Origin of the sequence: Flavobacterium sp. 9R (genome assembly GCF_902506345.1) — a bacterium.
Lineage (GTDB): Bacteria > Bacteroidota > Bacteroidia > Flavobacteriales > Flavobacteriaceae > Flavobacterium.
This window is the reverse complement of the sequence record NZ_LR733413.1, coordinates 1,993,866-2,018,969: the sequence shown is the minus strand read 5'-3', so window position 1 is coordinate 2,018,969 and position 25,104 is coordinate 1,993,866. Positions and strand designations below refer to the sequence as shown.

Genomic DNA, 25,104 nt, shown 5'->3' with positions numbered 1-25,104 from the left:
AAAAAACTATGGAAACATCAGAAAAATATAATCGTTTAGAAAAACTCGAAGCCATTCGTGGTTTTAGCGCATTATATGTGATGCTTTTTCACGTGCTGCCGCAAAAGATAAATCTATTTGGAATAAATTTGGGCTTTCTTTTTCGTTTTGGGTCAGAAGCGGTTATTTTATTTTTTGTTTTAAGTGGATTTGTAATCAAGTATTCTTGGGAAAAATCAGAAGATAAATCGTTTCGAAACTATTTTGGACGTCGTTTTTTACGAATTTATGTGCCTCTCTTTTTCATCTTTTTGATGGGCTATTTTTTAAAATGTTATGCCACTGGAAATTTAGCCGACCCAGAATGGAGCACTTTGTGGGGTAATATTTTTATGCTACAAGATGTGATTTCTCTGAAGCCCAATGTAATTGTACCAACCTATATGGGTAACGGATTGCTTTGGTCCTTATCGTATGAATGGTGGTTTTATATGCTCTTTTTTGCGCTTACAAAATACATTCGTCCCGAAAAAAAATCGTTTTGGGTAAGCAGTAGTATTCTTATAGCAACTGTTTCGTATGTCGTTTATCCTTTTATTCTAAATAGAATTGTAATGTATTTTGGAATTTGGTGGATTGGAGTAGAATTTGCCTCAATTTATATAAAAGGCGGTTCCTTTAGTTTCAAAGCTGTAAGTTCTTATATTGGTGTTTTAGCAATTGTCATTGCAGTATTGGTACTGAATGTATACTTGAATTTTTCATACACAAAAGTCTATAGCTACCCACTAGTGGCGTATCCTATCGTAGAATTACGGCATTTTGTTTTTGCGTTTTTAGTACTGCTTACTGCTCTGATTTGGAATGCATACAATTGGTTTGGTTTCAATACTATTTTTGGTGTATTCAAGTACTTCGCACCTTTTTCTTATGTAATCTATATTTCTCATCATTACCTAGTTGTCGAGGCTACTTACTTAAAATTTATAAACGATAAAATAGTAGAATATTCACTTTATATTATGGTGATGTTCTTGTTCTCTTATGTCATAGAAGTGGTGGTGTATACCACAATTAAAAATCAGCTCATAGGGTATTTTTCAGTTCAATCAATTAAAAAAGTAGCAGTATGAAAATAGGTATAGAAGGGCAACGCCTTTTTCGTAAAAAGAAGCACGGAATGGATATGGTAGCTTTAGAATTAATCAAGAACCTTCAAGAGCTAGACCATATAAATGAGTATTTCATTTTTGTAAAACCAGATGAAGATTCCTCTGCTCTTAAAGCAACTTCGAACTTTACGATTGTTGAATTGAATGGTGGACCGTATCCAACTTGGGAGCAAATTGCTTTGCCCAATGCTGCCAAAAAATATGGTTGTGATATCTTGCACTGTACTAGCAATACCGCACCTTTTTTTACGTCTATTCCGCTGATAACGATTCTTCACGACATTATTTATATGGAAAGTAGTTATTTGACAATACTGAGAAGTAGTGCGAGTACTTATCAAAAATTTGGAAATATATACAGAAAATTGGTAGTGCCTCGTATAGTGAAGAAGAGCAAAAAAGTGATTACTGTTTCTCACTTTGAAAAAAACAGAATTGGGGAGTTCTTTGGAATAAAAGACGATACAAAACTAGGGGCTATTTATAATGGGGTAAGCGAGCATTTTAAACCCATTACCAATAGAGAAGAACTCAAACGGGTTAAAGAAAAATACAATTTACCAGACCAATTTTTCTTTTTTCTGGGTAATACAGACCCTAAAAAGAACACAAAAGGAACACTAAAAGCTTTTTCCGATTTTTTAAAACATACAGCCTCAAATCATAAACTCGTAATGTTAGATTATGATAAAACAGAACTGAACAGTTTGTTGAATGAAATTAACGACCCCAATCTCATCCATCAAATTGTTTTGACGGGCTACGTAATCAATACTGATTTGCCAGCTATTTATTCTCAATGCGATATCTTTTTGTATCCATCACTACGGGAAAGTTTTGGGATTCCTATGCTGGAAGCGATGTCGTGTAACGTGCCTGTTATTACATCAAACACTTCATCAATGCCTGAAATTGCAGAAGATGCTGCCCATATTGTCAATCCGTTTCAACCAGAAGAAATTACAGATGGACTCATCACCATTCTAAATAATGAAGCCTATCGCCAATCGCTTTGTGAGAAAGGCTTGGAGCGCAGTAAACAGTTTTCTTGGAAAAATATGGCCAAAGAGTATTTGAAACTTTATGAAACCATCCATATCGAACATTCAAAAAAATCTAGACAATGATAAAAGGTAAAGATATAATAGTGGTAGGCATACAAGCCTGGGATATTGAAATAGGTAGTAATTGCAAGAATATAGCGTTGGAGTTTGCCAAACACAATCGGGTTTTATATGTAAATCCGCCTATGGATAGAGCTACAATGAGAAAAGACAAGCATAAAGAAAAAATTCAAAAACGAATCAGAATCAAAAAAGGTCTCGAGCCTGATTTATACGAGATTGGTAACAATCTGTGGAATTTATACCCCAAAAACAGTGTCGAATCCATTAATTGGTTGCCTATTGATAGTGTTTTTAGAATGTTGAACAGGAGAAATGCCCGATTATTTTCAGAAGATATCAAATCGGCGGCCAAGCGATTGAATTTTAAAGATGTCATTCTCTTTAATGACAGTTCGATGTTTTTAGGAAGACATTTGAAGGAATTTTTACAGCCCAAAGTCTATGCTTATTATATGCGAGATTATTTGGTGAAAGTACCTTATTGGCAAAAACACGGAGAACAAATGGAACCCGAAGTGATACAACAAGCAGATGTTTTATTGACGAATTCTGATTTTTTTGCAGATTTTGGTTTACAATACACGGCTTATAGTTATATGGTTGGACAAGGTTGCGATGTCTCTCACTTTAGTGACGATGAGGGTACGATACAAGTACCAGCAGAATTCAAAGATGTACCCTCGCCAATTATTGGCTATGTGGGGTCGCTTACCAGTTTAAGGTTAGATATCAATTTACTTGAATATATAGCCGAGCAAAGAAAAAACTGGAGCATTGTTCTCGTAGGGCCAGAAGACGATGATTTTAAAAAATCAAAATTGCATCAATTGCCAAATGTGTATTTTTTTGGGAGTAAAGATGGCTCAGAACTTCCAGCTTATGTAAAAGGTTTTGATGTAGCCATCAATCCGCAGTTGACCAATAACTTAACGATTGGCAATTATCCAAGAAAAATCGATGAATACCTTGCTATGGGAAAACCAGTTATTGCAACGCAAACCAAAGCAATGGAAATGTTTCGTGAGTATGTGTATCTGGCTTCTTCAAATGAAGAGTACATTACTTTAACCGAAAAAGCTTTGGAAGAAAACTCAAAAACTTTGGCTGAACAAAGAGCCAATTTTGCCAAAAGTCATACTTGGGAAAACAATGTTAGTGCCATCTATCAAGGAATAATTAAAGCAACCAAACACAGGATACAATGGGATTGAAAGAAAAAATAAAATCCAATGAAAAATTGAAAAAACTGGTTCATTGGTCCATACTTATTCCAAAGCAAACAAGACCTAGACTATGGATTAAGTGGTTCGTAAATCCTTTTTATCATAAAAAAGGAAAAGGAGCTATAATAAGATATCAAACAAGATTGGACGTCGTTCCGTGGAATAAATTTGAACTTGGAGAGGACTCTACTATCGAAGATTTTTCAGCCATAAACAATGGTGTGGGTCCAGTAATTATTGGAGATAGGACCAAAATAGGACTCAGCAACACCATTATTGGTCCAGTTACCGTTGGAAATGATGTACGATTGGCGCAAAACATTACCCTTTCGGGCTTGAACCATAACTATGAAGATGTCAATCGTCCCATTCATATTCAGGGTGTTTCTACAGCACCCATAACTATTGGAGATGGCACTTGGATTGGTGCCAACGTGGTGGTTTTGGCAGGAGTAACCATTGGTAAAAATTGTGTAGTCGCAGCAGGTAGCGTGGTCACAAAAGATATTCCAAACTATGCTGTCGCTGTAGGGAATCCAGCACGAATATTGAAACAATACAATCCTGAAAAAGAAATATGGGAAAAGGTCTAGCGCTAGTATAAATTTTAAGCAAGTAAAAATGATAACACTAAAGATACTATTCTGGATTTTGCTATCGGTGATAGTCTACACCTATGTAGGTTATGGCATTTTGTTGTATGCAATTATAAAAATCAGACGGTTTTTTAAGATGGGTGAAAAGCTAGAAATTGACCTTTCCTATGAACCCGAAGTGACCTTGTTTATTGCGGCTTACAATGAAAAGGATTATGTAGCTGCTAAAATGAAAAACACCTTAGAACTCGACTATCCTAAAGAAAAAATCAATATCGTTTGGGTTACCGATGGTTCCGATGATGGCACTCCTGAATTATTGAAAGGATACCCAAACACAACAGTCTATCATTTAGATGAGCGCAATGGTAAAATTGGAGCAATGAATCGAGGGATGGATTTTGTGAAAACTCCCATTGTTATTTTTAGTGATGCCAATACCAATCTCGGGAAAGAATCCATTAGACGCATCGTAAACTTGTTTAGCAATCCAAAGGTGGGTTGCGTTTCTGGTGAAAAACGAATTGTTGACAAAGAAAGCGATGTCGCCTCTGGTGCAGGCGAGGGTATTTATTGGAAATATGAATCGGCATTGAAAAAATGGGATGCCGAATTGTACTCAGTGGTAGGAGCAGCGGGAGAACTTTTTGCTATCCGAACAGCCTTATACCGCCACGTTGAAAAAGACACTTTATTGGATGATTTTATCATATCACTAAGAGTTGCTCAAGAAGGCTATACCATTCAATATGACCCTGAAGCCTATGCTATCGAAACCGCTTCGGCCAATGTGAAAGAAGAATTTAAACGCAAAGTTAGAATCTCTGCGGGAGGCATTCAATCTATTGTGCGACTTCGTTCTTTGCTGAATGTTTTTAAATACGGAACACTTTCCTTTCAATACATATCGCATCGCGTTTTACGTTGGAGTTTAACTCCTTTATGCCTCATTCTTCTTATTCCTGTTTTGTCAATATTAGCCATCAACGAAGGGATTTTCTCTTTTGGTTTGTATTCCACCTTGTTTTGGTTGCAGTTGCTTTTTTATGCCCTTGCCTTGTTGGGTTGGTTTTTAGAAAATAGAGAAACCAGAATCAAGATTTTGTTTGTGCCGTATTACTTTTTTATAATGAATGTATGCGTGGTTTTGGGCTTTTTTAGATATATGAAAAAATCACAATCGGTAAACTGGGAAAGAGCACAACGAGCGAGTTAGTACCGAATGCAATTTGTAAACCATTAGATTTCACTTCAAAAAAAATAAAATTATGAATAGAAGAAAAGCTATCGGCGGAATTTTAGCCCTCACTGGAATTGGGATTGCTTCCTATACGGGAATTCATTTTTTTTATGCGAAATCCAATAGAGGACAACTCCCTAATTACAAGAATTTAATTGCAGCCTTAGTCGATGTGATTATTCCTGCTACCGAAACTCCAGGAGCAAAAGAAGCTAACGTTCAGGATTTTATTATTGACTATATGGAATCGTGTTCTTCGAAAAAAGAATATACTAATTTCTTTAACGGATTAAATGACCTCCAAGAAACGTGTTTGGATACCTACGGCTTCCCTTTTGAAAAATGCACGCCACAACAACAAATAGCAATCGTAAAGGATTTGGATAGTACTTACGAAGGTTCGGGTTTGTTTTCTAAAATTAGAAATAAAATATCGGGTCGTCCTTTTTATACCATTTTAAAAGCATTAACTGTAGAAGGATATTGTACGTCAGAACTAGGAGCGACAAAACATTTAGTGTACGAACCTATTCCTGCAAGATATAAAGCAATCACCATCATACAACCCAACCAAAAAGCTTGGGCAACAAAATAGCTATAGTATGAAAAACCAAACAGAAACAAACACCTTTGATGCTATTGTTGTAGGGTCAGGAATCAGTGGCGGATGGGCAGCGAAAGAGCTCACAGAGGGCGGCTTAAAAACCTTGGTGTTAGAAAGAGGCGGACAAGTTGAACACGTAACGGGCTACACCACTGCTTTTCTGAATCCTTGGGATTTTAAAAATAGAAAGCATCTAACAAATGAAGAACTCGAGGAGCGACCTGTGCAAAGCAGTCATTGTAACGCCACCGACAAGCATTTTTATGTCAATGACAAAGAGCATCCCTATATTCAGGTGGACCCATTTAAGTGGATTAGAGGCTATCAAGTTGGTGGTCGTTCCCTAACTTGGGGTCGACAAAGCTATCGTCTTTCAGATTTGGATTTTGAAGCCAATAAAAAAGACGGTTATGGAGTCGATTGGCCTATACGCTATGCAGATTTGGCTCAATGGTACGACTATGTTGAAGATTATGTAGGTATTAGCGGAAGTTCAGAATCTATATCTCATTTGCCAGATGGTGTTTTTTTGCCACCGATACCGATGAATGCGATAGAACAGCATTTAAAAGAAAAAGTAAAAGAGCATTATTCCGATAGAGTGATTATAAATGGTAGAGTAGCAAATTTAACGCAACCAAAAAAAGGAAGAGGACCTTGTATGTATCGCAATTTATGCAGCCGAGGTTGTCCTTTTGCAGGCTATTTCAGTAGTAACTCTGCAACATTGTTAGATGCACAAAATACAGGGAATTTGACTTTAAGAGCGAATTCTATTGTGAAAGAAGTGCTGTATGATGCCAATACTAAAAGAGCCATTGGGATAAAAATTATTGATGCGCTGTCAAAACAAGAGCACACGTTCTACGCTAAACTAATTTTCTTAAACGCCTCGGCAATTGCCACAGCTGCTATCTTGTTGAATTCTGTTTCGCCCTCTTTTCCTAATGGATTAGGGAATTCAAGCCAACAAGTCGGACACAATTTAATGGACCATATCGTCAATGAAGGCACCTACGGAACTTTTGATGGATTGTTGGATAAATATTACGAAGGAAGGTCGCCTGGAACCATTTATATTCCAAGATTTCAAAACATCAATAAGCAAACGCAAATCCCTGATTTTGTCAGAGGATATGGAATTCAAGGAAAAGGTGAGCGAGAAAATTGGGAATCAAAACCCACACAAGGTTTTGGCGCTTCTCTAAAAACACAACTGCAAACTCCTGGAAAATGGACGGTTTCTCTTGGTGGTCGAGGGGAAGTACTGCCAAATTATGAAAATAAAATTTCTCTTGACACCCAGAATCTAGACCAATGGGGATTGCCATTGGTTAAGGTCCATTTTAAATATGGTGATAATGAATTAGCAATGATGGAACATATGACCAAATCGAGTGAGGAAATTTTAACCAAAGCGGGGTTCAAAAATGTAGGAAGTTATAGAACAAGTCCGCCTCCTGGCTCAGCAGTGCACGAAATGGGAACGGCAAGAATGGGAAATGACCCCAAAACTTCTGTTCTGAACAAATACAATCAAATGCACGATGTGAAAAATGTATTCATTACTGATGGTAGTTGTATGACGTCATCGGCTTGCCAAAACCCTTCTTTAACTTATATGGCGCTTACCGTACGAGCGTGCCGATATGCAATGGAGCAATTTAAATCTAACAAGTTATGAGTTTTTTCAAAAAAATAGTACTCCTGTTGGGCTTGATTTGTCTAGTATTTGGAATGGTATATGTCATAAAACAGCCCAAATATTCCATAAAAACGGAAGGGAAATTATATGTTGTCAATAAAGCAAGCCGAAGCATTACTGTTTTTGATTTACAAAAAGGGGAGGAAATAAAGGAGTTGCCCATTGCAATTGAGCCACACGAAGCAACAGTAGTAACCAACCCGAACAGCATAGTGGTTACAAATTATGGCGCTATTGATGCAAAGGGGAAAAGCATCACAGTCATTGATGCAGAGAAGAATACTATAATAAAGACAATTGATTTGGGTAATAAGAATGCTAGTCCTCACGGTATTATTACTTTGCAAAATCCTAACAAAGTTGCTGTTGTGTCAGATGATGGCAATAATTTATCAGTAGTCAATATTGAAACAGGAAAAGTAGAAAAACAGATTGCCACTCAACAAAAAGTCAGTCATTTATTGGTTAAACATCCCTTTAAGCCTATTGTTTATGTGACCAATATTAGCTCTGGTTCTGTAAGTGTAATTGATATTGAAAATAATAAAGTTGTTCAAATTATCCCTTGCGGAAAGAGCGCAGAAGGCATTGATGTTACTCAAGATGGCTCAGAACTATGGGTTTCAAATAACAAAGAGAATTACGTTTTGGTTATCAATACTTTAACTTATAAAGAAACGACTAGATTGGCAACAGGAAAAGAGCCCTTAAGAGTAAAATTTTCAATTGACGGAAAATATGGTTTGGTTGCTAATGCTAGTGAGGGGACAATTTCAGTTTTTGATACCCAATCAAAGAAGCTTTTTAAAACCATAGTTATTCCAGGTAATAAAAATGTTTTCGAAAAAATCATCTACCGGACTCCTCGACCAGTTGGTATACTAATGCATCCCAACGGATTGTATGCCTTTGTATCGAATCTCACCGCTGGTAGAGTTGAACTTATTGATATGCAAAATTTTACAATTAGCAGTAGTATCAAAGTTGGAAATATGCCAGACGGTTTAGCAATTATAATCTAGTTTTAGTTATGATAAGTAAGAAAGCAAAATATTGGATTTTATCGTTTGCAATTGTATTTATTTGCTTTCAAGCGGCACGTTTTATTGCTAGATTACCATCGTATACCATACAAACCACAGGGAAATTATACATTGTGAGTAAGGTTGGCGAGAGTGTTCACGTATTTGATTTATTTACGGGAAAAGAAATAAAGGAAATTCCTATTGACATCTTATCTCACGAAGCAGTTGTAACTTCGGATGAGAAAAGAGTAGTGCTTACAAATTACGGGTCTAGTGATGGTAATATTTTGAAAATCATAGATGCCAAAAAGAACGAAGTAGAAAAAACTATAGACTTAGATGACAATATAAAAGTTAATGGGATTGTAGCTTTTCCAGAACCCAATAAAGTTGGTGTGATTGATTATGTAACTAATACATTATTAGTAATTAATATTGATACCGATAGTATTGAAAGAAAAATACAAACCCAACAAAAAAAGAGTCATCTTATAGTGTTGCACCCAAGTAAAGCCATTGCTTATGTAACGAACATAGGTTCAAGTTCAGTGAGTGTTATCGACTTACATCTCAATAAAGTGATTAAGGTTATTCCTTGTGGGTTAGGAAGAAAAGGCATCGATATAACTCCTGATGGCTCTGAATTATGGGTTACCAATAATAAAGAGAATACTATTTCGGTAATAAATACCTCGACTTATAAAGTTACCCATACTTTGAAAACAGGTGATGACCCATTAAAGCTTAAATTCTCAACAGACGGGAAGTATTGTTTAGTAGCCAATGCAATAGAAGGTACTGTATATGTGTATAATCAAAAAATAAAAAAGAAGATAAAGACCATTGTATTTCACGGGAAAACAACATTAGTAGAGATACTACTTTATCATACACCACGTCCTGTGAATATCGTAATGCATCCTAACGGATTGTATGCTTTCGTTTCCAACTCCAATGCTAATAAAATTGAAGTGATTGATATGAAAACTTTTGAAATTGTAAGTACAATTGGAACAGGAAGAGTTCCAGATGCTATTGCATTTATAAATTAATATATCCTCTGAGGTCCAATTCAGTGGTGTGTTTTTTAGAATAAGTAGTTCCAAAAAATGGAAAGCATTTCTAATTTATGGATAAGAATGAATTTCTATATATGGGGTAAAGCGCCTAAATACCAGCGTTTTAGATGGATATTTTTTTTGGTGTTGTTTTTGGATACTCAAAAACATCAAAATAAAGCACATTGTAAATTGAGATAAAACTTAACCTAAAAACATTCTAATTTAAAGGATATGAATAATTTAAAAACTTTCATTAAAGATGCACAGCAAAATAGCAATTCAGTATGGATAGTGTTATTTGTTATTATGATTTTGTTAAACTCTTGTAGTAAAGACCCTGAAGATTTTACTACTGACCCTCCTCCAGTTTCTGGTGAAGTTACCATTGATAATCTAAAGGCTTCTTCAACTTTTACTTGGAAAAATACTCAAGATGCCAAAGTAACCCTTCGAACAAAGGACAATCAAGGAAATGCCGTTCCTGGTGTAAAAGTAAGTGTTTGGACCAATTTTGAAGAAGAAAATGGAAAAGAGATTATCAACGGTATAACCAATGAGCAAGGAGAATTTATAGTAGATTATACTTTCGAAGCCGATATTAAAGAAGTTGTTCTAAAAACAGACTTTATTGGTTTTGTTCCAGAAACGAAAGTGCCATTAGAAAATGGAGCAGTTAATTTTACTTTTGGAGGTTCGAGAAATACCCAAAAAAGTCAAAAAACTAGCAGCAAACCCTTTTCTTCTATGCTAGCATCAGCATCTTCTAGCAAAACGAGTGCTAGTATAAAAATTAATTACATCGGGACTTATAATAATAACGGAGTGCCTAATTATTTAATGAGCAAACCAGATGTGATTGATAAAAATTTCTTAATTGATGTCAACAATGCTTTACCCGAAAATATGCCCGTTCCTACCTATCATCCAGAATATCTTTTAGGGAGTAGCCAGCACAATTTAGTGATTTTAGATAAAGCCGAAGTATGGATTACTTTTGTTTCTGAGGGAGCTGGATATAAAAATGCCTTGGCATACTATACTTATGACAGAGATTTTCCACCTAAAACTCCAGCTGATGTTAAAGAATGTAAGGTGATTTTTCCTAATGCCTCATTTGCAGGTTCAGGAGGCGGATTGTATTCTGGGGACAAAGTTTCTTTAGGTGTTTTTGAAAAAAATACAGTAATTGGATGGATGTTGTTGCGTAATGGTTGGAATGATAGAACGGGACAATCAACAGTAGGTGAGGGTTTATTGTACTCTAATTTAGAGTTAAACCCAGAGGCAGATATCAAATACCGTCAACATACGGTTATGTTGTATGATGAAAAAAGAAGTTTGTTCTTACTTGGATTTGAAGACTTAATTCGCCCAGGCGGAGACAATGATTTTAATGATGCTGTTTTCTATGCTACTGCTAATCCAATTAAAAATGTTGAGATATTTGATGTTCAAAAAATAAACCCTGATAGAATAGATACCGATAAAGATGGTATAATCGATAGCTCAGATGATTATCCAAATGACCCGAAACTAGCGTTTAATAACTATTACCCAAGTAGTAACACTAACGGAACCCTTGCTTTTGAAGACTTATGGCCATCAAAAGGAGATTATGATTTTAATGATTTAGTGGTTGATTACAACTTTAATAGAATCACAAATGCACAAAATAAAGTAGTTAGCTTGAAAGGAAAATTCACAGTAAAAGCTATTGGGGCAAGTTATCAAAATGGGTTTGGTTTTTCAATCCCTGGAGTAAGTCCTTCTCAAATCGCATCTGTAAAAGGGACAAAATACACCGAAGGATACATAAAAACAGATGGAAACGGAACAGAAGCTGGTCAAAAAAATGCGACCATAATTGTTTTCGACAATGCTTGGAAACACGGTGCGGGTAATACCAACCCTGGCCAACCATATGTTGCCTCAGAGCCTATTGAAGTCACTATAGATTTAGTCAACCCAATTGATGTTAGTGCCTTCGGAATGGCGCCTTTCAATCCATTTATTATTGTTAATAAAGAAAGAGGGAAAGAAGTTCATTTAGCAAATTACCCGCCAACAGATTTGGCTGACAAAGCCTATTTCGGAACTTCTTTTGACAACACTCAGTCGTCTATAGGGAAATATTACAAAACCAAAGACAATTTACCTTGGGCTATTGATTTTCCTAGTAGTTTTGACTATCCAATTGAAAAAGCGAAAATCGATGCCAGTCATTTGAAATTTATAAATTGGGTTTTAAGCAATGGCGTAGAATACAAAAATTGGTATAAAAACGAAGCTGGATATAGAAACAGTTCCAATATTTTTAACAAATGATAATGATTTGATATAAGACTTCATTTTATCGAAGTACGCAAAAAAAACTCCTTAATTGCTTAAGGAGTTTTTTTTATATTTTAGGATTTTGATCTAGTTTACTTTATTCCATTTCAAATTTTACAGTAACATTTCCTGTTCCTAAAGCAGCTATCAATCCAGAAGTGTTATTGATTTTCCCTAATCTTGTGTAGCTGTATGAGGTATTAAAACCTTCGTAAAATAATACTAAGCAATTATTCCCATAAAGCATCAAATCGCCATTCTGGATGCTTCCGCCCGGTGTTGCATTAGTGGGTAATGTATTTGAAAAATAATAGAATTTTTCATTATTATTCAAATCACTCATAGTAATTGTTAACGGTAATAATGCTTTAAAGGCTTTTGTTGTTGCATTCTCAATTAGGGTTGCAGTGAAAACGGACGTTCCAATTGTGATTCTCATAGTGCTGTTTTTGGGGATGTTATCTTCTGTGTTAGTAGTATTGTTCTTTACTGGTTCAGGATCATTTGCAGTACAACTAGCCATACTAATGGAGATAGTAAAGATAATTAGAACTGTTGTGATTAAATACCTCATAAAGTTAGATGTAGAGATTAAAATGTTCCTGCGTCTATGACATAACGATATCTTGCTTCTTTGTTTACTACTTTATCCCAAGCTGTAGTAATTTCATTTGGATTAAAGATCTCCAATTTTAAATTTAGTCACGTTTCTCCAACAACCGTATGTATTCCGGAAATTTTATATTCTTAAATAATTATTGGATTTTTATCGTTTGAAAATAGTTGTAATGGAATTGCAAATAATAAAACGCTACTTGCAAGTATTGTTTGTAAGATGAATTTTCTTCTTCCTTTATTTGAATTGCTATAGTCCGATTTCATTATTCCAATTTTATATTTTTAAATTCCTCATCCGTTACTTTTTGTAACCAATTCACTAACCCCTTTTCTGTATTCGGATTAATCGCAATGTGAGTCATAGCACTATGTAATGATGCACCATGCCAATGCTCAATGTTGGGTTTGAAAGTAATAACATCGCCTTTTTTCATAGTTTGAACTGCTTCCCCTTTAAGTTGATAAGAGCCTTCTCCTTCAACAACTAATAGAATTTGGCCACTGGGATGACTGTGCCAATTAGTTCTTGCATTTTTTTCAAAAATAACATTATAAATGTTACATTGAAAATACTGATCGTCAACGAGTAAGGCTTTTGCTTTTACATTTCCTGTAAAATATTCAGCTGGTGCCGATTCACCAATTTCAAAAATGCTTTTTTCCGCTTCTTTTTTCATGATTTTTTTGTTTTGTTATTATAACTAATTGTTTATGAGTAAATTATAATCAAAATTACGTTTTTTTTTATCCTCTTGATGCCGTTAAATTAAAAAGCTATCGCAGGTATTCTTTGAAAAAGCTTTCTAATTTGTCAAAAGGAATCATACCTACTTTGTCATACAAATCACAATGTGTTGCACCAGGTACAATTATCAATTCTTTTGGATTTGATGCTATTTTGTATACATCTTCAGAATAGTAACGGGAGTGTGCCTTTTCTCCTGCAATAAGCATAATTGGCCTTGGTGATAACAAATCCAAATTGGTATGCATAGGAAAGTTAAAAAATGATATTGGCGTTGTAGCTGTCCACGCAGAAGTTGAATTAATAGATCTCGGGTGGTATCCTCGTTTGGTTTTGTAATACGAATAAAAATCAACCAAAACTGGGTTTGGATTTTCTGGTAAAGTATCAGGTATGAGCTTTGTTCCTTTTACAATTTCTCCTTTTTCATCAAATGGGATTTCGTGATATCCCAGCGCGTAAGTTCCTTTTTCTGCATCTATCCAACGCTGTTGACTCAGATAATCACTGATTTTATGGCGTTGCTCGTTGGTATAACTGTCCATGTATCCTTTGCTTATACTTCTGGACATATCATACATAGAAGCAGTAGCAATGGCTTTAATTCTTGTATCGCTAGCAGCAGCTGTAATAGCCATTCCGCTTAATCCACATATAGCTAATGCTCCAATTTTATTTCGGTCCACATAATTTTGCAATCCTAAATAGTCTACAGCTGCACTAAAGTCTTCGGTAAAAATATCAGCAGAGGCAACATTGCGAACATCTCCACCGCTTTCCCCAGTAAAAGAAGGGTCAAATGCCAAAGCAACAAAACCTCTTTTTGCCATTTCATTTGCGTATAAACCTGATGATTGTTCTTTGACAGCACCAAATGGTCCGCTAAGAACCAAAGCGATATGTTTTTTAGTTTTATCGATGTTTTTTGGCAAGTATAGATGGCCTGCAATAGAAATTCCATAGCGGTTTTTGAATGTTACATTTTCTTTGCTAACCCCATCACTTAGTGTAAAGGTCAAAATTTCTTTGTCTTCTTTGGTGTCCATATTTTCTTTTTTTAAATTTTGATTGCAGGAGTAGGAAACTAATACTAGTAATACAAAAGCAATGGATTTAGGATATTTCATTGTTGTGATTTTTTGATTTATATTTTTTTTTTAAAATCTTAGCAGGAATACCTCCAACAATAGTGTTGTCTGGGACATCTTTAGAAACAACAGCACCCGCTGCAACTATAGAATTAATACCAATAGTTACTCCAGGAAGAATTGTTGCACCAACACCAATCCAAACTCCTTTTTTAATGTGAATTGGATTTGAAATTGTAGCTCTTCTTTCATTTGGATGTAAAGGATGATTGGTGGTAATAAGATTTACTTTAGGACCAATAAGCACATCGTCTTCAATTGTAATTCCACCTCTATCCATAAAGGTACAGGCATGATTAACAAATACGTTTTTACCAATACTTATGTTTTCTCCAAAATCTGAATAAAAAGGAGGGATTAGAAAAAAAGAATCGTCAACTTTTTTGCCGATGAGTTCGCTAAAAAGGATATTAATCTTTTGTAAATCATCTACAACAAGAGTGTTGATTTGAGTAGTGATTCTTATGGCTTTTTTTATAACCTCGAATAATAAAGGATACTCAGGATCGTCAAGTGAAATAGTTTCACCCGATTGGTCTCGAGTAAAAATGGTATTGAGATTTGTTTTCATTTTGTTTGTATTTGATTGCGGAATGAGAGTTCCACTATGAATAATCAAATACAAATGTATCGTTTAGTTTTACTGAAAGGCTAACAAGAATCAAACCGATAGTTAAGAAAATCAAACTTCGTTGGAGCGAAAACTTTTTGGATTGGTTCCGGTATTCTTTTTAAAAAAATTATTGAAGTAGGTGGGATAGTCAAAACCCAAAGCGTAGCCTATTTCTGAAATATTCCAATCGGTGTGGAGTAGAAGCGCTTTCGCTTCGCTAATAATCCTTTCTGATATATGGGTGGTTGTCGATTTTCCTGTAATGCCTTTAACCGCTCGATTGAGGTAATTGACGTGAAGTGATAGGGCATTTGAGTAATCTTGAGCAGTTTTTAGTTCTAATGGCTTTTCAAAGTTTTCAATTGGAAATTGTCTTTCTAATAATTCTAAGAAAACAGATGTAATTCGTGAATGGGCATTATTGCTAGTAGTATAATTATCAGAGGGCTGCATTTTTAACGCCTCGTGAATTATCAAATTAATGTAATTGCGGATTAAATCGTCTTTGTAAGTATAATCCGTTTGTTGTTCCTCAATCATTTTCTGAAAGAGGGTGTTTAAAAAAGTTCGTTGTTCTTCTGTTATTTTTAAAATTGGTGTACCTCCAATTTTAAATAAAGTCGAGTTTTGTAGGCTCTCAGAGCGATCAGATTTTAAAAACTCTTCTGAAAACAAACAAGTGTAGCCTACGTAGCTAGTTGAGATGGTTTCCCATGAATAAGGAATGTGAGGATTTCCAAAAAACAAAACAGTTCCTTCGGCATTAAAACTTTTGTCGGCATAGTGAATGTTGCTTTCACCAGTCGTCAAGCAAATTTTGTAAAAGTCTTTTCTGCTGTAATTGCGAGTTACATTTCCGTCGCTTTCGATTTGAAAGACATTAAATCCTTTTAGTTTTAATTCGCTATTGAATTTTGAAACTATTCGTGAGTTTTTGTTTTGCATAGTGCAAAGTTATAAAAAACAAACTTTTTACTTGGGTATTTTATTTAATTGAATGGTGGGTTGTTTTTTGCATCCTTAAATCACAACTTTTGAAGTTGATCTGGTCTTTGATAAAAATCTCTAAAATATAGAACAAAAAAAACTCTTTAATTACTTAAGGAGTTTCTTGGTGGGCGATAGCTTGTTCCGATGCTTCGGAAAGGGGTTCGAACCCCCGACCACTTCCGATGCCATCGGAATGCTCTGAATCAGCTGAGCTAATCTTTGTTTAAGTTCAAATTTCAAATTTTAATGCTCTTTGATGAAATATAGAAATAAAAAAAAACTCCTTAATTGCTTAAGGAGTTTCTTGGTGGGCGATGAGGGGTTCGAACCCCCGACCCCCTCGGTGTAAACGAGGTGCTCTGAACCAGCTGAGCTAATCGCCCTATTTTACTAGGTTGCTATCATTTCGTGATTGCGAGTGCAAATATACAACCCTTTTCGGGATGTGCAAGCAAAAATGAAAAAAAATTACAAAATTTCTGCAACTACAAAAGTACTTCCGCCAACGTAGATAAAGTCAGTAGGGGCAGCATTTCTCAATGCTTCTTCGTAGGCTTCTGAAACAGAAGAGTATACTTCTCCGTTCAGCCCAAAAACCTGCGCTTCGGTTTGAAGTGTGGTTTCTTCTAAGCCACGTGGAATATTGGGCTTACAAAAATAATAAATCGCGTTTTTTGGAAACAAAGGCAATACTTCTTTCAAATCTTTGTCGTTGACTACTCCCAAAACGATATGCAATTGGTCAAATTTCTCTTTTTGAATTTGACGCATTACGATTTCCAAACCGTTTTTGTTGTGGGCGGTGTCAGCAATTACTTTGGGTTGCTCTTTCAACTGTTGCCAACGACCTTGTAGTCCTGTGTTTTTTATTACGTTGGCCATTCCCATTTGGAGTTGTTTTGGCGTAACTAATATGGATTTGTTTTCGTTCAAAACGGCTATGGTCTGCATTACCGTTTTCTTGTTGTGCACTTGGTAATCGCCTAATAAATCCGAGGGATAAGTACTCGAAATCAAATCCGAGGCCAAATGAATTTCTGCAAAACAACTTTTGGCTTTGCTAATAAAAACAGGCAAGGTTTCTGGAGTGTATTCGCCAATCACTACCGGAATACTTGGTTTTATGATGCCGGCTTTTTCACCAGCAATAGCCGCTAGTGTATCACCAAGAAATTGAGTGTGGTCCAATCCTATATTGGTGATGATCGAAACTAAAGGCGTAATAATATTGGTAGCATCCAATCGGCCACCCATTCCAACTTCTATAATTGCGATGTCGACTTGTTCTTTTACAAAATAATCAAAAGCCAAACCTACGGTCATTTCGAAGAAACTCATATCCTGTGCTTCAAAAAACGAACGGTGTTGGTTCACAAAATCACAAACAAAGTCTTCTGAAATTTCTTCCCAAGCTTGTTCAGGAGTTGCATTCGAGATAATTTTGATGCGTTCTCTAAAATCGGTGAGGTGTGGTGAAGTGTACAAGCCTACTTTTAATCCCGCTTCTTTAAGTACAGAGGCGAGGAGGTGTGAGGTAGAGCCTTTGCCATTGGTGCCCGCCACGTGTATGCATCGTAATTTTTGCTCGGGATGCCCCAAGTAGTCGGCTAATAAATGTACGTTGGTCAAATCTTTTTTATAAGCCGATGCGCCTTGCAATTGATACATTGGCAACTGATTGTAGAGCCAGTGAAGGGTTTCTTGGTAATTCATTTTATTAAATATCGAAGAGCTTAAAAGAACGTTTATTCTCCCAGTTTAAAATGGATGGTAATGAATCCGATTTGAGCTTCAGGAGCATTAGCGTCTGCGAGCCATTTGTGTTTTTTAGCTGTCATAATCGCAGGTTCAATTAGGCAGGGATTGGTATTAGTGGTTCCTTTAGTTGGTTTTGCGGCAATCACATTCCCGTTTTGGTTTACAGTGATTTGAATGACAACCGTTCCAGTTTCATTGCATTTTGGAATTTCTTTACCACGAGTACTGATTTTCCTGCCATTGAGTCCCCAAGAGTTTCCATTTCCTCCATTTCCATTTCCAGAACCATAATAACTATTTGCATAAGGATTGCCGTTTATGTGTCCTTTGTCTCCTCCTTTCAAGTCATTCCCTTCTCCTTCGCTTGCTTTTCCTGGATTTTTAGGGCCGTTAATCAAGCTAGATAAAGCATCTGTAGTGCTTTTGGAGGGCTTAGGGCTTTCTATGGGTTTTGTTTTAGGAGTGTCTTTGGAGTTTTCTTTTTCTGTTGTTTTCTTTTTATTTTCATTTAATACAATTGCTTCTTCGGTTTCTTGAGTTATCAGTTCTTCTTCTGCAGAAGATTGTTTACTTGTGGATGCTACAGGTTGAGGAGAGGTAGCAATTGGTTTAATTGGTTGTACATCTCCATTGCCAGTTTCAGAAGTGCCAAAATTAATGGTAATACCATTTTCTGGAGGTGGATCTAAAGAGGTTAAACCGAGGAAAAAGAACATAAAAAACAGCATCACAAAAAGGATTGATGTGAAGGTAAATGCTTTTTTTTCTTCTTTTGTTTCTAAATATTTCATAGTAAAAGGTACTATCTTTTTACTTTGGGTTGACTGCCAAAACAACTTTTATTTGATTTCGATTGGCAATGTCTAGAATGGCAACCGCTTTTTCTATGGGTACGCCTTCTTCGGCACGCAAAACAATAGATTTGGAAGTTTCGCCTTTGAGTAGTGAAAGTACTTGTGTTTCAATTTCACTTTCTGCTACTGGTGTTTTGTCTATGTAATAAGTTAGATTTTTAGTAATGCTTACTGATATACTTTTATTGTTGTCTGTTTTTCCTTTTGCCTTTGGTAACACTAAGTCTAATGCGTTTGTGGTGACCATAGTGGAGGTTAACATAAAAAATATTAACAACAAAAAAACAATATCCGTCATAGATGACATATTGAACTCTGCACTAACTTTATTTCTTCCTCTTAAGTTCATAATTCTTTTTTTAGAAAGTTAGGGTTAAGCTGGGTCATTCAATAAATCGAGAAAATCAACCGCGTGTGCTTCCATTTGGTGAACAATTTTGTCGGTTTTAACCACCAAGTGGTTGTAGCCTACATAGGCAATAATACCTACAATCAAACCAACAACGGTTGTAGTCATAGCGGTATAAATTCCTTCTGATAAGGCTCCTACTTCAATTTGTCCACCACCAGTCGCCATTTTGTGAAAAGCTTGAATCATACCAACAACGGTTCCTAAAAACCCAGTCATTGGACCTGCACCTGAAATTGTTGCCAGTAAGCTCACATTTTTTTCTAGTTTGTAAATTTCTAATTTTCCAGCGTTTTCTATTGCGGTATTAATGTCATCAAGTGACTTGCCAATTCTTGAAATCCCTTTTTCTATAAGTTTAGCTACTGGCGAATGGGTTTGCGCACAAAGTAATTTGGCAGTATCAATTTTACCACTTCGAATGTGTTCTCGAATTTGGGTCATAAAAGAAACATCTATTGTTGAGGCTGCTTTTATTGCCATTAAACGTTCAAAATACAGATAGAGAGCAACAAAAAGCATTAAAAACAGAGAAACCATAATGAGTTGGCCGGCTAATCCGCCACTAGTTAATAGTTCAATTATGGATAATGTTTTTTCTGTTGGTACTGTTGCTGGGATACTTGTTGGAGCAGTAGATAAGGTATCGGCTTGTAATGCTAAACTCATACTTTTGGGGTTTAATTTCAAAACGCTAATATATCATAAAAATTGTGATTTTTATGAGCTATTAGCGTTAAGGTATAAACTGTTTTTATCAAACAGCCAAAAATATTTTAAACCAATTGTTTCAAAGCGATTTCGAAAGCCGTCGCGCTGATATTGGTTTTAGCATTGCTTAAAGCGTGTGCTTTTACGATAGCATTTTTGATGGTTTCGGACGTGTCTTGAAAGATGGCTTCGTCGGTCATTTGTACTTTTTTCTCCATAAAATAGGCGAAAACTCTAGCCATTCCACAGTTGGAAATAAAGTCTGGAATCAAGCTTACTTTGTGGTCTACATCTTCCATAATTGGGCCAAAGAAAATTTCTTTGTCGGCAAAAGGAACGTTCGCGCCACAAGAGATTACTTCGAGTCCGTTCGCAATCAAACTGTCAATTTGAGATTGGGTAACCAAACGAGAGGCAGCACAAGGAGTGAAAACTTCTGCGCCAATAGTCCATATTTTTTGGTTTATTTCTTCGAATGGAATCATATTTTCTGAAACCAATTTGTTGCCGTCTTTGTTCAGGAATAAGGTTCTGATTTCTTCGAAAGAGAAACCATTTTCGTTGATTAATCCTCCGTCTCTATCAATGATTCCCACGATTTTGGCTCCCATTTCAGCCAAATAAAAAGCTGCTGCTGAACCTACGTTTCCAAAGCCTTGAACAATCGCTTTTTTACCTTTGATATCGCCACCGTAAATGCTGTAATAATGTCCAACAGCTTGAGCAACGCCATAACCAGTAATCATATCGGCAACGGTGTATTTCTTAGTTACATCAGGGGAGAATTTTGGGTTTTCGATTACTTTGATTACACCTTGGCGCAATTGCCCGATGCGATTGATTTTATCAGCTTCGGTAGGTTTGAAGTGTCCGTTAAAAACGCCTTCTTGAGGATGCCAAACGCCACATTCTTCGGTCATTGGGATTACTTCGTGGATTTCGTCTACATTCAAATCGCCACCGGTTCCATAATAACTTTTTAATAAAGGAGAAACCGCTTTGTACCAACGTTGCAAAACGCCTTTTTTTCTTGGGTCGTTAGGGTCAAAGTTGATACCTGATTTGGCACCACCAATTGCTGGTCCTGAAACAGAGAATTTTACTTCCATCGTTTTGGCCAAAGACAAAACCTCGTTCATATCCAATCCTTTTCTCATTCTTGTACCTCCACCAGCAGCACCTCCGCGTAAGGAATTGATTACAGTCCATCCTTCGGCCTCGGTTTCAGAATCTTTCCAATTGAAGATGATTTCAGGCTGTTTATTTTCGAATTTCTTTAATAAATCTTTCATTAAAAATGGGTGTTATTTTGTTAAGCAAATTTACTTTTTTCGACATACGAAAAAAAAATTTTGGCATTTTTCGAATTATTTGATACCAATCGGTATCTTTGCGTATGAAGTCGTCAGAAATTACAAAAAGCAAGGTGCTACAAGAAGCAATTACTCTTTTTAATACAAAAGGGTATCGGGCTACTTCATTGAGTGACATTACCAATGCCACTGGATTGACGAAAGGTGCTATTTATCGCCATTTTGAAAATAAAGAGCAATTGGAAATTGAAGCGTTTCAAAATATGATGCATTCGATTTTCAATACATTGCAAAAAAGAATCAAAGCAGAAAGCAACACAAGGGACAAGTTGTTCTGTGTTTTGGAGCTATTTCAAGGCTACATTAATAATCCTTTTTTTAGTGGTGGTTGTCCTTTACTGAATGTGTCAACAGAAGTTGATGACACCACAATGGTGCTAAAAGACAAAGCGTTACAAGCTTTAACCGTATTTAGAAATTCTATTGAGACGATTGTTATCAACGGTAAAACACATAAAGAGGTCAATGCTATTGTGAACGAAAAATTGGTAGCCATTGTTATGATTTCCTCGCTTGAAGGTGCTATTATGATGAGCAAATTGCAGGATTCTAATAGTGACATTGAGGCGGTTGTGAAGCATCTAAAAAATTGGATAGTGGCCGATGTATTATTATAAAAAAATTTACTCAAAACGATACCGATTGGTATCAAAAAACACAAAATAAGATGAAATTAAAGAAAGTGATTCAAAAAAATATAGGATTTTACTTTAATATTTTAGCCTATGTTCACCCAAAAATGCTACAGCGAAAAGGTTTCGCACTTTTTTGTAACCCCTTTGCTCACAAAGTGAAGCCACACCAAATGCAATTTTTGGAAAAAGGTATTTCTGAGGTAATTGAGTATGAAAACTATAAAATCCAAACCTATAAATGGGGGAATGGTTCCAAAAAAATACTATTTGTACACGGTTGGGCAAGTCATTCCTTTAGATGGAAAAAATATGTAGAGCAGTTGTTGCAACAAGACTTTACCGTTTATGCGCTAGATGCTCCTGCCCACGGATTGTCTACTGGAAAAATGATTCACGTTGTTTTGTATGCTCAAGTCATCGATATGTTTTTGCAAAGGAAGCCAGATGTTACTGCTATTGTGAGTCATTCCATTGGAGGATTTGCTACAACCTATTATTTAGACCATTACAAGTCCCACAATATTGAAAAAGTGATTATAATGGGCGCTCCTGGTGAAGCCTCTGATTTTTTTGACTTTTATAAAAAAACGCTGGGTTTGAGTTCAAAAACTTTGGAGATAATTGTCAAGGAGTTTGAATTACAATTGGGACAATTGCCTAGCTATTTTTCTACTGCAAAATTTGCTGAGCATCTTACTATTCCAGCTTTAATCATTCACGATAAAGGAGATGAAGCAACGCATCATCATTATTCTATTCGCTTAAACAAACACTGGAAAAACAGCCAACTGGTCTTAACCGAAGGATTGGGTCACGATTTGAAAAGTAAGGAGGTAATTCAGATGGTAGTCAATTTTGTCAACTAGTATACCTAAATAAAAAGTGCCGTTCCTGAAAAAAATCAGTAACGGCATATCCTTTTTTGGGGGCAAAAAAGGCGGATTATGATGCTTTTATTTTACTTTTCCTAAGAGTGCATCTTTAAGTTCTGCATCTACAGGATTGTTCGACAACCAAATTCCGAAAAAGGCTTTTTTGAAATCAAAACCAGGAATTTTTCCTTCTAATTGGTTGTTTTTGTAAACTAAAATCGATTTTTCTGTAGAAGAATAAATCAAATTGAAAGCGTCATTTTCGACAGTAGCTTCTCGATTTAATAGTTTTTCTAATAAATCAAGTTGCGTTTTAAATTTTGGTAAATTTTCTTCACCAATTGATTTTACAATTCCTTTGTGAAGAGATTTGGATAATTTTTGTGAACTCACTAACGAAGAAGTGATTTGCAAACGAATTCCCATATTGGTATCGCTATCTAAAATGTCTTTGGCATCTTCAGACAAAACAGTTAAGTATAATGCTTGTACGTAAACTTCTGTCCAGAATTTAGTTCGAGAGCCGAACCCATTTAATTGTAATTTTTGATTTTCAAAATCGATGGTTCTAGGAACGGTTACACCATTGAGGGAAAATTTTTCTTGTGAGAATACGTTTGAAAATGAAAGGGTTAAAAATAAAACTACGGTTAATGTAATTGATTTTCTCATAAATTATTCTTAATTAAAAAATAGAGTGCAAATTTATATCAAAGGCAAGGTTTTTCAATACTGTTTTTTTGTATTGAAAAAAGTATTGTGTATTCTTTAATAATTTTAAGTTCAATTTATTGTATCGACAATTCTTTGATTTAAAACAAAACGGATTTATTGGGTTTTGTGTTAAATGATTGTTATTTAAAGAATGGAAAAAATGGCTTTTTTTTTCAATTAAAGCTGTTTTTTTTCTTGATTTTTATTTTTTCCTCTTCTCTAAACGTCTAGTAACGAATGATTTTCTGTTTTTTATGAGGCTTTTATTTAGTTAAATCAAAGTTGAAAAATCAAAATTGGAAATAATTTTTTAGTGTTTTACAGAAATAATTGTCAAATGTTTTAGACAAAAGCTAAATTCACGAAATCGTTTGAATTTTTGATATTTAAATTCTACTTTTGGATTCAAAATTTCAATACTTACTAAACAAACTAAATACAACATGGATTTTAATCTTACTGAAGAGCATTTAATGATTCAGCAGGCAGCAAGAGATTTTGCTCAAACGGAATTGCTACCTGGAGTAATAGAAAGAGACGAACATTCTAAGTTCCCAACGGAGCAAGTAAAAAAAATGGCAGAACTAGGATTTTTGGGAATGATGGTAGACCCAAAATATGGTGGCGCTGGATTGGATAGCATTTCTTATGTTTTAGCGATGACAGAGATTGCCAAAGTAGATGCCTCTGCAGCAGTAATTATGTCTGTAAACAATTCATTAGTTTGTGCAGGATTAGAAAAGTATTGCAGCGAAGAGCAAAAAATGAAGTATTTGGTTCCTCTTGCAAAAGGAGACGTTATCGGTGCTTTTTGTTTGTCAGAGCCTGAAGCTGGTTCGGATGCTACTTCTCAAAAGACGACCGCAATTGATATGGGAGACCATTACTTATTAAATGGTACTAAAAACTGGATTACTAACGGAGGAACTGCTTCTACCTATTTAGTAATCGCTCAAACCGATATCGAAAAAGGACACAAAGGAATCAATGCTTTTATCGTAGAGAAAGGTTGGGCTGGATTTGAAATCGGTCCAAAAGAAAAGAAAATGGGAATTCGAGGAAGTGATACGCACTCCTTATTATTTACGGATGTAAAAGTTCCTAAAGAAAACAGAATTGGTGCTGACGGTTTCGGATTTGCTTTTGCTATGAACGTGTTGAACGGAGGTAGAATCGGAATTGCTTCTCAAGCCTTAGGAATTGCAACAGGAGCTTATGAATTAGCGTTGAAATATTCGCAAGAGCGTAAAGCATTTGGAAAAGAAATTTTCAAACACCAAGCTATTGCTTTTAAATTAGCTGATATGTATGTGAAAATTACAGCTGCCAAATTGTTAATTATGAAAGCAGCTTGCGAAAAAGATGCTGGACAAGATATTGCACATTCTGGAGCTATGGCTAAATTATATGCTTCTGAAATTGCATTAGAAGTAGCGAACGAAGCAGTTCAAATTCACGGTGGAAACGGATATGTGGCAGAATACCACGTAGAGCGTATGATGCGTGATTCTAAAATTACTCAAATTTATGAAGGAACTTCTGAAATCCAACGTATTGTGATTTCGAGAGGTTTGGTTTCGTAAACAGAGACTATACTATTT

General features: G+C 35.6%; 24 protein-coding genes and 2 tRNA genes. 13 read left to right on the top strand and 13 right to left on the bottom strand.

Annotated features, from left to right (window positions below; translation table 11 throughout):
* The first annotated feature begins 8 nt into the window (after nt 1–8).
* The 10 genes from FLAVO9AF_RS09060 (at nt 9) to FLAVO9AF_RS09015 (ending at nt 12,057) form a co-directional block, all read left to right on the top strand.
* Nucleotides 9–1,112: an acyltransferase gene (locus tag FLAVO9AF_RS09060; protein ID WP_159687330.1), complete on the top strand. Its 1,104-nt coding sequence runs from the start codon at nt 9–11 to the stop codon at nt 1,110–1,112.
* Complete coding sequence (locus FLAVO9AF_RS09055; protein WP_159687327.1) at nt 1,109–2,278, top strand: glycosyltransferase family 1 protein; 1,170 nt, start codon at nt 1,109–1,111, stop codon at nt 2,276–2,278. The genes FLAVO9AF_RS09060 and FLAVO9AF_RS09055 overlap by 4 nt, the downstream gene beginning before the upstream one ends.
* Complete coding sequence (locus FLAVO9AF_RS09050) at nt 2,275–3,489, top strand: glycosyltransferase (RefSeq protein WP_159687324.1); 1,215 nt, start codon at nt 2,275–2,277, stop codon at nt 3,487–3,489. Before FLAVO9AF_RS09055 ends, FLAVO9AF_RS09050 begins: the two co-directional genes overlap by 4 nt.
* Complete coding sequence (locus tag FLAVO9AF_RS09045; RefSeq protein WP_159687321.1) at nt 3,480–4,094, top strand: DapH/DapD/GlmU-related protein; 615 nt, start codon at nt 3,480–3,482, stop codon at nt 4,092–4,094. The genes FLAVO9AF_RS09050 and FLAVO9AF_RS09045 overlap by 10 nt, the downstream gene beginning before the upstream one ends.
* A 28-nt stretch (nt 4,095–4,122) precedes the next feature.
* Nucleotides 4,123–5,313, top strand: a complete 1,191-nt coding sequence (locus tag FLAVO9AF_RS09040; RefSeq protein ID WP_159687318.1) for a glycosyltransferase family 2 protein — start codon at nt 4,123–4,125, stop codon at nt 5,311–5,313.
* A gap of 52 nt (nt 5,314–5,365) precedes the next feature.
* On the top strand, nt 5,366–5,932 hold the full coding sequence (locus FLAVO9AF_RS09035; RefSeq protein ID WP_159687313.1) for a gluconate 2-dehydrogenase subunit 3 family protein: 567 nt from the start codon (nt 5,366–5,368) through the stop codon (nt 5,930–5,932).
* Between the two features lie 7 nt (nt 5,933–5,939).
* Nucleotides 5,940–7,625: an FAD-dependent oxidoreductase gene (locus tag FLAVO9AF_RS09030; protein ID WP_159687308.1), complete on the top strand. Its 1,686-nt coding sequence runs from the start codon at nt 5,940–5,942 to the stop codon at nt 7,623–7,625.
* The gene (locus FLAVO9AF_RS09025; RefSeq protein ID WP_159687305.1) at nt 7,622–8,668 is read left to right on the top strand and encodes a hypothetical protein; all 1,047 of its coding nucleotides are present in this window, start codon (nt 7,622–7,624) and stop codon (nt 8,666–8,668) included. Before FLAVO9AF_RS09030 ends, FLAVO9AF_RS09025 begins: the two co-directional genes overlap by 4 nt.
* Nucleotides 8,669–8,676: 8 nt before the next feature.
* A complete protein-coding gene (locus FLAVO9AF_RS09020; RefSeq protein ID WP_159687300.1) occupies nt 8,677–9,723 on the top strand; it encodes a YncE family protein in 1,047 nt (348 codons plus the stop codon).
* Nucleotides 9,724–9,963: 240 nt separating this feature from the next.
* Nucleotides 9,964–12,057 (top strand): LruC domain-containing protein, encoded by a 2,094-nt coding sequence (locus FLAVO9AF_RS09015; protein ID WP_159687297.1) that lies wholly within the window; start codon nt 9,964–9,966, stop codon nt 12,055–12,057.
* A gap of 103 nt (nt 12,058–12,160) precedes the next feature.
* On the opposite strand, the gene FLAVO9AF_RS09010 is transcribed toward FLAVO9AF_RS09015, so the two are convergent.
* From FLAVO9AF_RS09010 to FLAVO9AF_RS08955, 12 genes are all read right to left on the bottom strand, one after another.
* A complete protein-coding gene (locus FLAVO9AF_RS09010; RefSeq protein WP_159687293.1) occupies nt 12,161–12,637 on the bottom strand; it encodes a cyclophilin-like fold protein in 477 nt (158 codons plus the stop codon).
* A gap of 307 nt (nt 12,638–12,944) precedes the next feature.
* Nucleotides 12,945–13,358 carry a cupin domain-containing protein gene (locus tag FLAVO9AF_RS09005; protein WP_159687289.1) on the bottom strand — a complete coding sequence of 138 codons (414 nt, stop codon included), beginning with the start codon at nt 13,356–13,358 and terminating at the stop codon, nt 12,945–12,947.
* 97 nt (nt 13,359–13,455) lie between these two features.
* Nucleotides 13,456–14,553, bottom strand: coding sequence for an alpha/beta hydrolase (locus tag FLAVO9AF_RS09000; RefSeq protein ID WP_370516454.1), 1,098 nt, complete (start codon nt 14,551–14,553; stop codon nt 13,456–13,458).
* Nucleotides 14,540–15,145 (bottom strand): sugar O-acetyltransferase, encoded by a 606-nt coding sequence (locus FLAVO9AF_RS08995; protein ID WP_159687287.1) that lies wholly within the window; start codon nt 15,143–15,145, stop codon nt 14,540–14,542. Before FLAVO9AF_RS08995 ends, FLAVO9AF_RS09000 begins: the two co-directional genes overlap by 14 nt.
* Nucleotides 15,146–15,256: 111 nt before the next feature.
* Nucleotides 15,257–16,132: an AraC family transcriptional regulator gene (locus tag FLAVO9AF_RS08990; protein ID WP_159687284.1), complete on the bottom strand. Its 876-nt coding sequence runs from the start codon at nt 16,130–16,132 to the stop codon at nt 15,257–15,259.
* Between the two features lie 193 nt (nt 16,133–16,325).
* A tRNA-Ala gene (locus FLAVO9AF_RS08985) sits at nt 16,326–16,395 on the bottom strand.
* An 87-nt stretch (nt 16,396–16,482) separates the two neighbouring features.
* Nucleotides 16,483–16,560, bottom strand: a tRNA-Val gene (locus FLAVO9AF_RS08980).
* 85 nt (nt 16,561–16,645) lie between these two features.
* A complete protein-coding gene (locus FLAVO9AF_RS08975; RefSeq protein WP_159687280.1) occupies nt 16,646–17,890 on the bottom strand; it encodes a folylpolyglutamate synthase/dihydrofolate synthase family protein in 1,245 nt (414 codons plus the stop codon).
* Nucleotides 17,891–17,922: 32 nt separating this feature from the next.
* Entirely contained in the window at nt 17,923–18,726 is an 804-nt protein-coding gene (locus FLAVO9AF_RS08970; protein ID WP_159687276.1) for an energy transducer TonB, read from the bottom strand.
* A 19-nt stretch (nt 18,727–18,745) separates the two neighbouring features.
* On the bottom strand, nt 18,746–19,138 hold the full coding sequence (locus FLAVO9AF_RS08965) for a biopolymer transporter ExbD (protein ID WP_159687273.1): 393 nt from the start codon (nt 19,136–19,138) through the stop codon (nt 18,746–18,748).
* 24 nt (nt 19,139–19,162) lie between these two features.
* Nucleotides 19,163–19,867, bottom strand: coding sequence for a MotA/TolQ/ExbB proton channel family protein (locus tag FLAVO9AF_RS08960; protein ID WP_159687269.1), 705 nt, complete (start codon nt 19,865–19,867; stop codon nt 19,163–19,165).
* A 107-nt stretch (nt 19,868–19,974) separates the two neighbouring features.
* On the bottom strand, nt 19,975–21,201 hold the full coding sequence (locus tag FLAVO9AF_RS08955; RefSeq protein WP_159687265.1) for a Glu/Leu/Phe/Val dehydrogenase dimerization domain-containing protein: 1,227 nt from the start codon (nt 21,199–21,201) through the stop codon (nt 19,975–19,977).
* A gap of 104 nt (nt 21,202–21,305) precedes the next feature.
* Between FLAVO9AF_RS08955 and FLAVO9AF_RS08950 the strand changes: the two genes are divergently transcribed.
* The gene (locus tag FLAVO9AF_RS08950) at nt 21,306–21,899 is read left to right on the top strand and encodes a TetR/AcrR family transcriptional regulator (RefSeq protein ID WP_159687262.1); all 594 of its coding nucleotides are present in this window, start codon (nt 21,306–21,308) and stop codon (nt 21,897–21,899) included.
* Between the two features lie 50 nt (nt 21,900–21,949).
* The gene (locus tag FLAVO9AF_RS08945; protein WP_159687259.1) at nt 21,950–22,783 is read left to right on the top strand and encodes an alpha/beta hydrolase; all 834 of its coding nucleotides are present in this window, start codon (nt 21,950–21,952) and stop codon (nt 22,781–22,783) included.
* 87 nt (nt 22,784–22,870) lie between these two features.
* On the opposite strand, the gene FLAVO9AF_RS08940 is transcribed toward FLAVO9AF_RS08945, so the two are convergent.
* The gene (locus tag FLAVO9AF_RS08940; protein ID WP_159687257.1) at nt 22,871–23,461 is read right to left on the bottom strand and encodes a chalcone isomerase family protein; all 591 of its coding nucleotides are present in this window, start codon (nt 23,459–23,461) and stop codon (nt 22,871–22,873) included.
* A gap of 485 nt (nt 23,462–23,946) precedes the next feature.
* Here FLAVO9AF_RS08940 and FLAVO9AF_RS08935 point away from each other — a divergent pair, with 485 nt between their 5' ends.
* Nucleotides 23,947–25,086: an acyl-CoA dehydrogenase family protein gene (locus FLAVO9AF_RS08935; protein ID WP_159687255.1), complete on the top strand. Its 1,140-nt coding sequence runs from the start codon at nt 23,947–23,949 to the stop codon at nt 25,084–25,086.
* The last annotated feature ends 18 nt before the right edge of the window (nt 25,087–25,104 follow it).

Bases quoted from the DNA above. Each gene is read 5' to 3' on its own strand.
- FLAVO9AF_RS09060 (WP_159687330.1), top strand. From the start codon at position 9: ATGGAAACATCAGAAAAATATAATCGTTTAGAAAAACTCGAAGCCATT.
- FLAVO9AF_RS09055 (WP_159687327.1), top strand. From the start codon at position 1,109: ATGAAAATAGGTATAGAAGGGCAACGCCTTTTTCGTAAAAAGAAGCAC.
- FLAVO9AF_RS09050 (WP_159687324.1), top strand. From the start codon at position 2,275: ATGATAAAAGGTAAAGATATAATAGTGGTAGGCATACAAGCCTGGGAT.
- FLAVO9AF_RS09045 (WP_159687321.1), top strand. From the start codon at position 3,480: ATGGGATTGAAAGAAAAAATAAAATCCAATGAAAAATTGAAAAAACTG.
- FLAVO9AF_RS09040 (WP_159687318.1), top strand. From the start codon at position 4,123: ATGATAACACTAAAGATACTATTCTGGATTTTGCTATCGGTGATAGTC.
- FLAVO9AF_RS09035 (WP_159687313.1), top strand. From the start codon at position 5,366: ATGAATAGAAGAAAAGCTATCGGCGGAATTTTAGCCCTCACTGGAATT.
- FLAVO9AF_RS09030 (WP_159687308.1), top strand. From the start codon at position 5,940: ATGAAAAACCAAACAGAAACAAACACCTTTGATGCTATTGTTGTAGGG.
- FLAVO9AF_RS09025 (WP_159687305.1), top strand. From the start codon at position 7,622: ATGAGTTTTTTCAAAAAAATAGTACTCCTGTTGGGCTTGATTTGTCTA.
- FLAVO9AF_RS09020 (WP_159687300.1), top strand. From the start codon at position 8,677: ATGATAAGTAAGAAAGCAAAATATTGGATTTTATCGTTTGCAATTGTA.
- FLAVO9AF_RS09015 (WP_159687297.1), top strand. From the start codon at position 9,964: ATGAATAATTTAAAAACTTTCATTAAAGATGCACAGCAAAATAGCAAT.
- FLAVO9AF_RS09010 (WP_159687293.1), bottom strand. From the start codon at position 12,637: ATGAGGTATTTAATCACAACAGTTCTAATTATCTTTACTATCTCCATT.
- FLAVO9AF_RS09005 (WP_159687289.1), bottom strand. From the start codon at position 13,358: ATGAAAAAAGAAGCGGAAAAAAGCATTTTTGAAATTGGTGAATCGGCA.
- FLAVO9AF_RS09000 (WP_370516454.1), bottom strand. From the start codon at position 14,553: ATGAAATATCCTAAATCCATTGCTTTTGTATTACTAGTATTAGTTTCC.
- FLAVO9AF_RS08995 (WP_159687287.1), bottom strand. From the start codon at position 15,145: ATGAAAACAAATCTCAATACCATTTTTACTCGAGACCAATCGGGTGAA.
- FLAVO9AF_RS08990 (WP_159687284.1), bottom strand. From the start codon at position 16,132: ATGCAAAACAAAAACTCACGAATAGTTTCAAAATTCAATAGCGAATTA.
- FLAVO9AF_RS08975 (WP_159687280.1), bottom strand. From the start codon at position 17,890: ATGAATTACCAAGAAACCCTTCACTGGCTCTACAATCAGTTGCCAATG.
- FLAVO9AF_RS08970 (WP_159687276.1), bottom strand. From the start codon at position 18,726: ATGAAATATTTAGAAACAAAAGAAGAAAAAAAAGCATTTACCTTCACA.
- FLAVO9AF_RS08965 (WP_159687273.1), bottom strand. From the start codon at position 19,138: ATGAACTTAAGAGGAAGAAATAAAGTTAGTGCAGAGTTCAATATGTCA.
- FLAVO9AF_RS08960 (WP_159687269.1), bottom strand. From the start codon at position 19,867: ATGAGTTTAGCATTACAAGCCGATACCTTATCTACTGCTCCAACAAGT.
- FLAVO9AF_RS08955 (WP_159687265.1), bottom strand. From the start codon at position 21,201: ATGAAAGATTTATTAAAGAAATTCGAAAATAAACAGCCTGAAATCATC.
- FLAVO9AF_RS08950 (WP_159687262.1), top strand. From the start codon at position 21,306: ATGAAGTCGTCAGAAATTACAAAAAGCAAGGTGCTACAAGAAGCAATT.
- FLAVO9AF_RS08945 (WP_159687259.1), top strand. From the start codon at position 21,950: ATGAAATTAAAGAAAGTGATTCAAAAAAATATAGGATTTTACTTTAAT.
- FLAVO9AF_RS08940 (WP_159687257.1), bottom strand. From the start codon at position 23,461: ATGAGAAAATCAATTACATTAACCGTAGTTTTATTTTTAACCCTTTCA.
- FLAVO9AF_RS08935 (WP_159687255.1), top strand. From the start codon at position 23,947: ATGGATTTTAATCTTACTGAAGAGCATTTAATGATTCAGCAGGCAGCA.